At 64.8% G+C, this 11805-nt stretch carries 9 protein-coding genes and 1 pseudogene; 5 read left to right on the top strand and 5 right to left on the bottom strand.

Annotated elements, in window-relative coordinates:
* Positions 1–161 precede the first annotated feature (161 nt).
* Both mntA and hepT read left to right on the top strand, forming a co-directional pair.
* Entirely contained in the window at positions 162–563 is a 402-nt protein-coding gene (mntA, locus tag K7I12_RS16610) for a type VII toxin-antitoxin system MntA family adenylyltransferase antitoxin (protein WP_051907553.1), read from the top strand.
* A gap of 79 nt (positions 564–642) precedes the next feature.
* Positions 643–1050: a type VII toxin-antitoxin system HepT family RNase toxin gene (hepT, locus tag K7I12_RS16605; protein ID WP_201448205.1), complete on the top strand. Its 408-nt coding sequence runs from the start codon at positions 643–645 to the stop codon at positions 1048–1050.
* A gap of 51 nt (positions 1051–1101) precedes the next feature.
* Here the strand turns inward: hepT and K7I12_RS16600 are convergent, their stop codons facing one another.
* The 4 genes and pseudogenes from K7I12_RS16600 to pyrE form a co-directional block, all read right to left on the bottom strand.
* The gene (locus K7I12_RS16600; protein ID WP_231664736.1) at positions 1102–4626 is read right to left on the bottom strand and encodes a DEAD/DEAH box helicase; all 3525 of its coding nucleotides are present in this window, start codon (positions 4624–4626) and stop codon (positions 1102–1104) included.
* A gap of 101 nt (positions 4627–4727) precedes the next feature.
* On the bottom strand, positions 4728–6773 hold the full coding sequence (rep, locus tag K7I12_RS16595) for a DNA helicase Rep (protein WP_031385066.1): 2046 nt from the start codon (positions 6771–6773) through the stop codon (positions 4728–4730).
* Between the two features lie 123 nt (positions 6774–6896).
* Positions 6897–7370: pseudogene (gene trmL / locus K7I12_RS16590) on the bottom strand (tRNA (uridine(34)/cytosine(34)/5-carboxymethylaminomethyluridine(34)-2'-O)-methyltransferase TrmL); the annotation flags it as partial.
* Positions 7371–7572: 202 nt separating this feature from the next.
* Entirely contained in the window at positions 7573–8256 is a 684-nt protein-coding gene (gene pyrE / locus K7I12_RS16585; RefSeq protein WP_231664735.1) for an orotate phosphoribosyltransferase, read from the bottom strand.
* A 185-nt stretch (positions 8257–8441) separates the two neighbouring features.
* Here pyrE and K7I12_RS16580 point away from each other — a divergent pair, with 185 nt between their 5' ends.
* Positions 8442–9209: an exodeoxyribonuclease III gene (locus tag K7I12_RS16580; protein WP_031385062.1), complete on the top strand. Its 768-nt coding sequence runs from the start codon at positions 8442–8444 to the stop codon at positions 9207–9209.
* Positions 9210–9320: 111 nt separating this feature from the next.
* Here the strand turns inward: K7I12_RS16580 and rph are convergent, their stop codons facing one another.
* Positions 9321–10058, bottom strand: coding sequence for a ribonuclease PH (gene rph / locus K7I12_RS16575; protein ID WP_231664734.1), 738 nt, complete (start codon positions 10056–10058; stop codon positions 9321–9323).
* Positions 10059–10212: 154 nt separating this feature from the next.
* On the opposite strand from rph, the gene K7I12_RS16570 reads away from it, so the two are divergent.
* A complete protein-coding gene (locus K7I12_RS16570) occupies positions 10213–11076 on the top strand; it encodes a YicC/YloC family endoribonuclease (RefSeq protein WP_231664733.1) in 864 nt (287 codons plus the stop codon).
* Positions 11077–11261: 185 nt separating this feature from the next.
* On the top strand, positions 11262–11738 hold the full coding sequence (locus tag K7I12_RS16565; RefSeq protein ID WP_231664732.1) for an Arm DNA-binding domain-containing protein: 477 nt from the start codon (positions 11262–11264) through the stop codon (positions 11736–11738).
* The last annotated feature ends 67 nt before the right edge of the window (positions 11739–11805 follow it).

Genomic DNA, 11805 nt, shown 5'->3' with positions numbered 1-11805 from the left:
GTGTGTCTCGACGCTGGGTAATTGATCAAAACGTGACCGATTCTTGCTGAATCCAGCATGAAGAGCTGGCCTGATCACTCAGCAGGCCGAACTCGCGCCAATGGTGCAATATTCAGGCTAGACTGTCGCCAACACAGGCGCTGGATTACCAAGGAACCATGATGCCCGACCAGACAGACATACTGCAGGGTCTCGCCGAGCTGGCGGCCGGGAACGATGAAATCGCCGTGTTGTGGCTCTATGGCTCTCGCGCCAAGGGAACTGCCAACGAGGGCAGCGACTACGATCTTGCCGTGGCCTTTCGCACTTTCGAAAAGGACGCCCTGGAACGCCGTCTACGCCCCCAACTGCTGGCACAAACCTGGCAGGACGAACTGGGCCTTTCGGAAGATCAACTTTCCATCGTGGACATCAACCTGGCGCCGCTCCCCTTGGCTCATGCAGTGAACCGCACCGGCCGGGTACTGCTCGCCAACGATAAGCTGCGTCTGATTCGTGAAGAACAACGCATCACCTCGATGTGGGAGATCGATCACCAGTATCATCAGCGGCACTATGCTTGAATGACGGCTTGAATGACGGCTTGAATGACGGCTTGAATGACGGCTTGAATGACGGCTTGAATCGACAGGTATGCATCACGTGGAAACCGAATACATCGACGCCATGCGGGAGCATCTGGCCACCCTGGCCGAGGAACTCGAGCAGCTGCACCAGGCCGCCAGCACGCCCGAGGGATTGAATGCACTGCTCTACCGTGCCGCGGAGCGCAACCTGCAGCTGCTCACCGAAGCCTGCATTGGCATCGCCAAACAACGCTTGAAGTCGCTGGGTGTCGTGGTCCCCAGCGATGCCCGACAGGCCTTCTCCAAGCTACAGAGCCTGAACCATGACCGTAGCGGTACGCCATGGAACAAGATCATCGGCCTGCGCAACGCCCTGGTCCACGATTACCTGAATCTGGATGCCGAGATCGTCAAGGCCATTATCCGTCAGCGCGATTACCGGTCGCTGCTCGATTTCGCCGAGCGGCAATTGCGGACTGACTAGCGGCTTCGACAACAGCCGCCTCACGAAAAACCGGAACTCTTTCTCGACCTTCTACGCCACCGGCGCGAACAGCAGCGCCAGATCCTCCTCATCGAACAGCGGACCGTCGCTCTTGCGCTCGGTGCCGCCCTCCAGGATCGAGGCGGCAAGATCCGCCTTGCGCGCCTGCAGGCCGAGGATGCGCTCTTCCACCGTACCGGCGCACACCAGCTTGTAGACGAACACCGGGTTCTGCTGGCCCAGGCGATGGGCGCGACCGGTGGCCTGAGCCTCCACCGCGGGATTCCACCAGGGATCGTAGTGGATCACGGTGTCCGCCGCGGTGAGGTTGAGGCCCGTGCCGCCGGCCTTGAGGCTAATCAAGAACACCGGTATCTCGCCCTGCTGGAACAGCGCCACCCGCTGAGTGCGGGTCTTGCCCGGCGTATCGCCGGTCAGCGTGGTGTAAGAGATACCGTCGCGCTCCAGGGCTTGGCCAATCAGGCCCAGCATCTCGGTAAACTGCGAAAACACCAAAATGCGCCGCCCCTCCTCGACCAGCGACGGCAGAATCTCGCGCAGCTGCTCCAGCTTGGCCGAGCGCTTCACCTTGCTTGCGCTGTCGAGCTTGACCAGGCGCGGGTCGCAGCACACCTGGCGCAGCTTGAGCAGCGCATCGAGCATCACGATGCCGGAGCCGGCCAGGCCACGCTCGGCGATGGCCTGCTGTACCCGCTGGTGCTGGGCCAGGCGCAGGCTCTCGTAGAGCTCGCGCTGGCTGCCGGCCAGGGTGATCTCGCGACGGCTCTCGGTCTTCTCGGGCAGCTCGGTCAGCACCTGCTGCTTGGTACGTCGCAGCATCAGCGGGGCGATGCGCCGCGCAAGGCGCCCGCGCAGCGCCACGTCGCTGTCCTTCTCGATCGGCGTGCGAAAGTGCCGACCGAACCACTGCTGGCTGCCCAGCGCCCCCGGCGCCACGGCGTCGAGCTGCGCCCACAGCTCGCCCAGATGGTTCTCCAGCGGCGTGCCGGTCATCGCCAGGGCGCGCCCGGCGTTGACTCCACGCACCGCCTGCGCCGTCTGGCTGGCGGCGTTCTTGATCGCCTGCGCTTCGTCCAACACCAACAGCCCGAACGCCACCTCGCACAAGCGATCAAGATCGCGGATCAACAGCGGGTAGGTGGTGACCACCAGATCGGCCGTGGCCAGTTTTTCGTCGATCTGACGCTGGCGCTGAGCCTTGCCGCCCTGCAGCGCCAGCACCGCGAGTTGCGGCGCAAAGCGTGCCGCCTCGGCACACCAGTTGCCCACCAGGCTGGTGGGCGCTACCACCAGCACTGGCCCCTGCAGCGCGCCGCGGGCACGCTCGTCGAGCACATGGGCCAGCACCTGCACCGTCTTGCCCAGGCCCATGTCGTCGGCCAGGATGCCGCCGGTCCCGAGTACCGCGAGAAAGCGCATCCACGCCAGGCCACGGGACTGATAGTCGCGCAGCTCACCGGCGAAGCCTGGCGGCGCCGGCAAGCTGGCCGGCAATGTCTTGAGCTGCCGGGCCAACGAGGCCACACCGTCACGCCCCGCCCAGCGCTCGTGCTCGGCCAGCGGTGCCACGCGCTCGGCCGCGGAGACCGGCAGCTTGAGCGCCGCTTGCGGGTCGGTCTCGTCATTCAGCCAGTCGAGAATCGGCGCCATCAGCGCGCGCAACCGTGACAGCGGCAGCGCGAGGCGACGCTGCTCATCCAGCGCCAGCTCCCAGCTCGCCTCCTCGGGCTCGTCTGGCGCGACTTCCAGCGGGAAAGTCGGATCCATGAGCAACTGGCGCAGGATCGGCAGCAGATTGAGTCGCTCGCCCTCCACCTCGATATCCAGCGCCAGATCGAACCATCCGTTACCCGCCGGCTCCAGCTCGCCGTGCCAGGCTTCCGGCTCGATGTAGCGCGGCTCCGGCGGGAACTCGTCACTGAACTCGACCCGACAGCCCGCTTGGCGCAGTTCGGCAATCATTGGCCACCAGTCATCCGGTTTGGCCAGATGAGTGGGCCACTCGGCGGCGCGGGACGGCAGCTCGCCAGCAACGGGCAGCAATAGCGACCAGGCCGGCAGGTCCAGAAAGGCCGGCGGTTGATGAGCCTGACTCAGCCGCTCCAGAGCCACCATACCCGGCGGCAGGCTGCGTACCAGCGCCAGCTCCGCCGCCTTGTTGCGCTTGATGGTGACCCGCTGACCGGCATGGAAGAGCTGGGCCGTTTCGCCCTCTTCAGGGGCCACCTCCATGCCGTCGTAATCGAAACCCACCACGCCGGCACCCACGCGGAACCAGCGCGCAACCGCCACGCCGTCGCGAAACCCCAGTTGGCCTTCCACCACCCGCATGGTGACCTTGAGGCGTGGCGCGACATCCGCCAGGGTGTGCTCCTCGACCCGCTTCGGCGCCGGCAGCCTGGCGGCCAGGGCCGGTGTCTTGCGCAGCCGCTCGCCCAGCCACTCGCTCATCGCTGGCGGCAGCGGCGGTGCGCGACGCAGCCCCACCAGCAGTTCGGGGTCGCCCCCAAGGCGCCCGAATCGGCCACGCGCAGGATCGATGTAGCAGAGCCCGCGCCCCGCTCTGGCGATGAGCGCCTCAGCCGATAGCAGCCCTTCCGGCTGAGTCGTCGCCTGAAGGTGTTGTACGCCCTCGGCATCAGGTTGCCAGCTCGGCGCCAGCCAGCCGTCGGCTCCGAACTCGAGTTGCTTGCCGGTCTGCTTGCGAAAGAACAGCAGCGGCGGCTCATCGCTCTCCAGCAGCGACCACAGGCCGCGCACCTGGAAGGCGTGCGACATCACCGCCCACTGGCGATGGTCGCTGCTCCAATGGGTACCGACTTCGCCATGCAGCAACCGGTCAATCGCCTCTTCCTGCTCGGGGTTCCAGCCCGCCTCGGGCACGGGTATCAGCTCGCCCGAACCGCGCACCTCGATGACCTTCGGCGAAACCCACCCGTTACCGCGCTTGCTCTGCCGCGAGGGACGCAGCCACACCGGCAGCACCTTGAGGATCGCTCCGCTGGCGTAGTGGTTCGCGGTATCCAGAAACAGTCCGAGCCGGTACTGCGTGCCGACACACTCAGCGCCTGGTGCTGTGCCTGGGGGATTCTGCAGCCACTCCAGCCAAGTCTCCCACTCGCGGGTCAGCGTGCCTCTGGTGTCGGCTGGCGCGTGTGCTGCACGTGGCGAATCCCTTTCCACCCGGTTGTCGGCAACAACCTTGGTCTCCTTGTTCAGCTGATCCAGAAAGGTCTGAATCAGCGCCACCGCATGCTTGCAACCGGAGCCGACCGGGCAGCTGCAGTCGGAGAAGAGCCCTCTGGAGTCGTGCGCATACACTTCCACCTCGGTGAAATAAGCCTGCTTGCGGCTGCCCGCCACCTCCCCGCTGAGTAGTAGGATCAAGTCTTGGTCGTGTTCAAAGGCCAGGCTCAGGTCACTGGCCACGCGGCCTTGCCGGGCATAACGCAGGCCGCGCTCCAGCGAAGCCGGGTCGAAAAAATCCTGCCAACCGGCCTGATGCAGGGCGGTGAACAGCGTCATAGCGGGGTCGACATGGCGATGATCGGACACGGGGACTCCTCGGCATGATCATTCAAAGAGGCTATGAGAGCGAACCAGGCGGATACTGGCAACTCCGCCGACTCGCATGGGCCGGGCGGGCGTTGTCCACCTCAGCCCAGCAGCGAGCGCAGCCCGGCGATGGCATCCTTGCCGCGGGCCTGCTTCTTGTCGGGATCTTCCTTGTCGGCGCGGCCCTCCCACTCCAGGTCGTCGGCCGGCAACTCGTCGAGAAAGCGGCTGGGCGTGCAGTCCATCAGCTCGCCGTAGGTCTTGCGCTGGCGAGCCAGGGTCAGGGTCAGCGTCTGGCGGGCACGGGTGATGCCCACGTAGGCCAGCCGGCGCTCCTCCTCGACGGTGTCGAGCTCGATGGCGTTGCGGTGCGGCAGCAACTCCTCCTCGAGGCCCATCACATAGACGTGGGGGAACTCCAGGCCCTTGGCGGCGTGCAGCGTCAGCAGCTGGATGCGGTCGGAGTCGTCCTCCTCGGCCTGCTGCTCGAGGATATCGCGCAGCACCAGCCGCGAGATCGCCGACTCGACGTCGTCGGTCTCCTCGCTGGCCTCGTCGTCGCCGGCCTCGCGCTGCATCGACTTCTCGAGCTGGTCGATGAGGATCCAGACGTTGGCCATGCGCCGCTCGGCGACTGTCGGCGCGCTGGCGTTCTGGTAAAGCCAGGCCTCGTAGTCCATGTCGCGCAGCATCTCGCGGATCGCGCTGATCGCCTCATTCTGGTCCATGCGCTTGCGCACGCCGTCGATGAAGTGGGTGAAGCGCCCCAAGCGCTCGACGGCCCGGGCCGGCAGCACCTGCTCGAGGCCCATTTCGTGGCAGGCGGCGAACAGCGACTGGCCCCGCTCGGTGGCATAGTTGGCGAGCTTCTCGAGCGTTCCCGGGCCGATCTCGCGGCGCGGCACGTTGACGATGCGCAGGAAGGCGTTGTCGTCGCCGGGGTTGATCAGCAGCCGCAGGTAGGCCATGGCGTCCTTGATCTCGCCCCGCGAGAAGAACGAGGTGCCACCGGAGAGCTTGTAGGGAATCTGGTAGTGCTGGAGTTTCAATTCCAGCAGCCGGGCCTGGAAGTTGCCGCGATAGAGCACCGCGAAGTCGCGCCATTCGGCACGCTCCTTGATGCGCCGGGTGAGGATCTCGCTGGCCACCCGCTCGGCCTCGGCTTCCTCGTGACGATTGACGACGATGCGGATCGGCGCGCCGACGCCCTTGTCCGACCACAGCGCCTTGTCGTAGACGTGGGGGTTGTTGGCAATCAGCGTGTTGGCGGCACGCAGGATCAGCTGCGTCGAGCGGTAGTTCTGCTCGAGCTTGATCACCCGCAGGCGCGGGAAGTCCTCGCCGAGGGTAACCAGATTCTCGGGGCGCGCGCCACGCCAGGCGTAGATCGACTGGTCGTCGTCGCCGACCACGGTAAAGGTGCCGCGCTCGGCCATCAGCAACCGTACCAGCTGGTACTGGCTGATGTTGGTGTCCTGGTACTCGTCGACCAGCATGTAGTGGATCTTGCGCCGCCAGCGCGCCAGCGCCTCGGGATCGTTCGAGAGCAGCACCACCGGCAGCATGATCAGGTCGTCGAAATCGACCGCGTTGTAGGCCTTGAGGTGGCGGCCGTAGGCTTCGTAGAGCCGCGCCGCGTACTGCTCGTCCTCGTCGGCGGCGTGCGACAGCGCCTGGCCGGGCAGCACCAGGTCGTTCTTCCAGGTGGAAATCTGGCCCTGCACGCGATTGATCTGGTCGGCGTCGACCTGGGCGTCCTTCTGCATCAGGTCACGCAGCAGCGCCTTGGCGTCCTCGGGGTCGAACAGCGAGAAGCCCGGCTTGTAGCCCAGCGTCTTGAGCTCGCCGCGAATGATGTTGAGCCCCAGGGTATGGAAGGTCGACACCGTCAGGCCGTGGCCCTCGCGGCCCTTGAGCAGCTGCCCGACGCGCTCCTTCATCTCGCGCGCGGCCTTGTTGGTGAAGGTCACCGCGGCGATCCGGCGGGCGCTCATGCCGCACTCCTGGACCAGGTAGGCGATCTTCGAGGTGATCACGCTGGTCTTGCCCGAGCCGGCGCCGGCCAGCACCAGGCAGGGGCCGTCGATGAAGCGCACCGCTTCCTGCTGGCGCGGGTTGAGCGTGGCGAGGCGTTGCTGAATAGACATCGGTTACTCGTCGCCGGTGTTGCCGGCTGTGTCTGGTATGCCCGTCGAATCGGCTGCCGGGTGCTCGCTCCCGGTTTCGGCGCCCGGAAGGCCGGCCCCCGGAAGCCCGGCGCCCGGAAGGCCGGCCCCCGGAAGGCCGGCCCCAACGAATTCAAGCTGGCGCCAGGCCTCGTAGACCAGGATCGCCGCGGCGTTGGACAGGTTGAGGCTGCGGCTGTCGGGCAGCATCGGCAGGCGCAGACGCTGCTCCGCCGGCAGGGCGTCGAGCATCGCCTGCGGCAGGCCGCGGGTCTCGGGCCCGAACACCAGCGCATCGCCGGGCTTGTAGGCCGGCTCATGGTAGCCGGTGCGCCCGCGGGTGGAAATTGCGAAGACCCGCTCGGGGGCGATGTCGCGCAGGAACGCCGACCAGTCGGCATGCACCGTCACCCGCGCCCATTCGTGGTAATCCAGCCCGGCGCGGCGCAGGCGCTTGTCGTCCAGCGTAAAGCCCAGCGGCTCGATCAAGTGCAGGCGGAACCCGGTGTTGGCGCACAGCCGGATCAGGTTGCCGGTATTGGGCGGAATCTCGGGTTCGAAGAGCACGATATCGAGCATGAAAGTCCTAGGAGTCTGTCGGGCTTGGCCGATCGTCACGAGAAGCACGGGTTTCGAGTCAAATTTATCGATCGATTGAGGCGAATAGCGCGCTATTTAACGAAATGGATCGATGGAATTGGCCGAAAGGCCGGGATTCGCAGTAGGTCAGTGTCAAGTCCGACGGGCTCCTAGGCCGGTGGCGACACCGGTTGGCAGCGATTCACCGCGTCAACACGCCATAGCGGGCGCGGTAATCGCGGATCGCCTCGGCATGCGGCTGAAGCTCGCTGCCGGCGTACTGCTCGAGGTAGGCGAGCACCTGGTCGAGGGTGACGATGCTGACCACCGGCATGGCGTAGCGCGCCTCGACTTCCTGGATGGCGCTATGGCGGGTCATCTCGCCGTCGGCCTGCCCGCACTCCTGGCGATCGAGGGCGATCACCACCCCGGCGGCGCTGGCGCCGGCCGATTCAATCAGCGCCATGACCTCGCCGATCGCGGTGCCGGCGGTGATCACGTCGTCGACGATCAGCACCCGCCCGGTGAGCGCGGCGCCGACGATCTGGCCACCCTCGCCGTGAGTCTTGGCTTCCTTGCGGTTGAAGGCGAACGGCAGGTCGCGGCCGTGATGCTCGGCCAGCGCCACGGCGGTAGCGGTGCCCAACGGAATGCCCTTGTAGGCGGGGCCGAACAGCACGTCGGCCTGGAGCCCACTGTCGGCGATCGCCTGGGCGTAGCAGCGCCCGAGGCGCGCCAGGGCGGCGCCGCTTCTGAACAGGCCGGCATTGAAGAAATAGGGGCTGACGCGTCCCGACTTGAGGGTGAACTCGCCGAACTTGAGCACGCCCTGCTCGATGGCGAAGGCGATGAAGTCGCGCTGGTAGGCTTGCAGCTGGCCGGCCACGGGGCTTCCTCTTGTTTAGAGACTGCTTGACTGTCTAGACGGCTGACGGGGTGACGGGGTGACGGTTCGACGCGAATGGCTACCCTGAAACACGAAGGTGCCTTAAACGAATGATTGCCTCGGGTCATTTACCCAAACGTCGAAAGCTCAGGTATCATACACGCGCGACGAAAAAGGGACCATGTATGAAAATCGCCAGCATCAACGTCAATGGAATTCGTGCCGCGGTCGAGCGAGGGTTTCTCGATTGGCTGGCCGATCAGGATGTCGATGTCGTCTGCGTGCAGAACCTGAAGGCCAAGAGTTTCGAGCTCGACGACAGCATCCTCTATCCCGAAGGCTACGAGGGCTATTTCCTCGATGCCGAGCAGGACGGCTTCTCCGGGGTCGGCCTGTACTGTCGCAAGATCCCCAAAGCGATCATGTACGGCCTGGGCTTCGAGCAGTGCGACAACGAGGCCCGCTTCCTGCAGGCCGATTACGACCGCTTCAGCATCGCCAGCTTCCTGATGCCCGACGGCAGCGACTACACCGCCAAGCAGAGCTTCATGAGCCAGTATCAGGAATACCTGTCGAAGATGGCCCGCAAGCGCCGCGAGTACATCATCTGCGGCACCTGGCACATCGCCCACAAGACCGTCGACCTGGCGAACTGGGCCGACAACCAGACGACCCCCGGTTTCAAGCCCGAGGAGCGCGCCTGGATGGATCAGATGTTCGGCCCTACCGGCTTCATCGACACGTTTCGCGAAGTCAACCGCGATGCCGGCGAATACACCTGGTGGCCCAAGCTCGATCAGGACGTGCCGCGCAGCCGTCAGGAAGGCTGGCGCATCGACTACCAGATCGTCGGCCCCAACTTCCGCCGTCACGTGGTCGACGCCTGGATCGACCGCGAGGCGACCTTCTCCGAGTTCGCCCCGCTGATCGTCGAGTACGACCTGACGCTCTGACCGGCGTCTTCGGTCCGCGTCGCCCGTCACCTTCGAGCGCCCACGAAAACGCCGGCTCAGGAGCCGGCGTTTTGCATGATGAAAGATGGCGGCGAACAGCTTCGCCAGGTCTCAGCGGCGAATTTGCAGCGCCTCGCGCTGATGCTCGAACAGGCTATGACCGGCCTTTTCGGCCAGGTCGAGCATGGCGTTGAGCTCGTCACGCGAGAACGCCGCCGTCTCGGCAGTGCCCTGCACCTCGATCAGCCCGCCATCCTCGGTCATCACCACGTTCATGTCGGTGCCCGCGGCGCTGTCTTCCGGGTAGTCGAGATCGACCACCGGCGTGCCCTTGTAGACCCCTACCGATACCGAGCTGACCAGTTGCTTGAACGGATCGGTCTTGATCTGCTTTTCACGTTGCAGATAGCGGATGGCATCGACCAGCGCCACGCAGCCGCCGGTGATCGATGCCGTGCGCGTGCCGCCGTCGGCCTGGATCACGTCGCAGTCGACGGTGATGGTGAATTCGCCGAGTTTCTTGAGATTGACCGCCGCGCGCAGCGAGCGGCCGATCAAGCGCTGGATCTCCAGCGTGCGCCCGCCCTGCTTGCCGCGGGTCGCCTCGCGACCGCTGCGGCTGTGGGTGGCGCGCGGCAGCATGCCGTACTCGGCGGTGATCCAGCCCTGGCCCTTGCCGCGCAGCCAGCGCGGCACGCCGGCTTCGACACTGGCGTTGCACAGCACCTTGGTGTCACCGAAGGCCACCAGCACCGAGCCTTCGGCGTGGCGGGTATAGTCGCGGATCAGCTGAATCTCGCGGGGCTGATCGGGCTGTCGTCCGCTGGGTCGTGTGGCCGCTGGGCGCATGTCACCTCTCATCGCTTGGCTGGGTAATCGTCGGAGCGAGGCTCCCGGTGGACGGCCATTCTACACGCTTGACCCGCGTCGATCCGTTACACTGAGCAATGTTCCGGCGAACCGCCTGGACGCACTCTTTCACCGTTGTCTTCGAGGAATTCGCATGGCCTACAGCATGACCGCCTTCAGCCGGCAGACCCTGGATGCCGCCTGGGGCAGCCTGCAGCTGGAACTGCGCTCGGTGAACCAGCGCTACCTGGAGCCGCATTTCCGCCTGCCTGAGAGCCTGCGCGATCTCGAGCCGAGCTTCCGCGAGGCCCTGCGCACGCGCCTGGCGCGCGGCAAGGTCGAATGCCAGCTGCGCTTCGATCCCGCCGTCGCCAGCGAGTCGCTGAGCGTCAACCGTGAGCGCCTCGCCGAACTCAACCGCGCCCTGCACGAGGTCCGCGCCGAACTTCCCGACGCGCCGATGCCCGACGCCCTGGCGCTGCTCGATCACCCCGGCGTGGTCGATGCCCGGGGCACCGATCTCGACACCGTCAAGCGCGAGGCGCTGATACTGTTCGATGCCGCGCTCGACGATTTGATCGCCGGGCGCGCCCGAGAGGGCGAACGCCTCGCCGAGCTGATTCGCAGCCGGCTCGACGGCGTGCGCGCGCAGGTCGTCACGGTGCGCGAACTGCTCCCGCAGATCCTCGAACGTCAGCGCAACCAGCTGATCGAACGCCTCGAAGCGTTCAAGGCCGAGCTCGACCCGCAACGCCTCGAAGCCGAAATCGCCCTGCTCGCCCAGAAGGCCGACGTCGACGAAGAGTTAGACCGGCTGGAAATCCACATCGCCGAGATCGAACGCCAGCTCAAGCAGAAAGGCCCGATCGGCCGCCGCCTCGACTTCCTGATGCAGGAGCTCAACCGCGAGGCCAATACGCTCTCCTCCAAGGCGGTGGTCGCCGACACCACCCGCTGCGCGGTGGAACTCAAGGTGCTGATCGAGCAGATGAGAGAGCAGATTCAGAACATAGAGTGATGTTCTTTGGTGTTCATCGCTGTTCTTTAGTCCATTAAAAGTCAAAGGTTTATGGAATTTTAACGATCACCGCGTTCATGTAAGTTCTGCCAAGTTTGGGTAGTGCTGGGTAGTAGATTGGGGAGTATTTTCTCGCTATATTGTGTCGGCGAGATTGTACTCCCCAATTTTTTTGAGGCAGGAAGGTGGGCAAGCTACACGACAAAACCGTCAAGAAGTTGATCAAAGAGAAGCCATCCGTTCGGCATGCCGACGGCAATGGCCTCTACCTCATGACCCCGAAGCGCGGCGATGCCTACTGGATGCTGCGCTACACCACCCTAGCTACCAAGCTTCGTCGTGAATACACCATCGGCAAGGTGGACGACTGGTCATTGGCCGACGCCCGCGATGAGGCGGCGAAGCTGAGGTTGGCGATCAAGCGTGAGGGTGCTGACCCGGTTCAGGAACGGCAGAAGGTCAACCAAAACCCCTTCAAAACGCTCAATGACCTGTACGCGGACTACTACGAGCTTCGCAAGCGAGAAATCGCGTCCCACCATAAAGAGAAGAGCCTGTACGAGCGTGAGGTCGCCTGGCGCATCGGGAAGGTGGAACTGGAAAAGATCGGTTCTTCGCAGATCAGCGTGAAACAGGCAGGGTTTGCGGTGAAGGCAGGATAGAAAAACGGCGGTAAATCCGTATATGCTGATGTTCACCACAAACGTCTGCCTACGGATACCGCCGTTA

It is taken from the genome of Halomonas sp. IOP_31, assembly GCF_021151495.1.
GTDB classification, from domain to species: domain Bacteria; phylum Pseudomonadota; class Gammaproteobacteria; order Pseudomonadales; family Halomonadaceae; genus Modicisalibacter; species Modicisalibacter zincidurans.
This window is presented reverse-complemented; position numbering and strand designations above follow the sequence as displayed.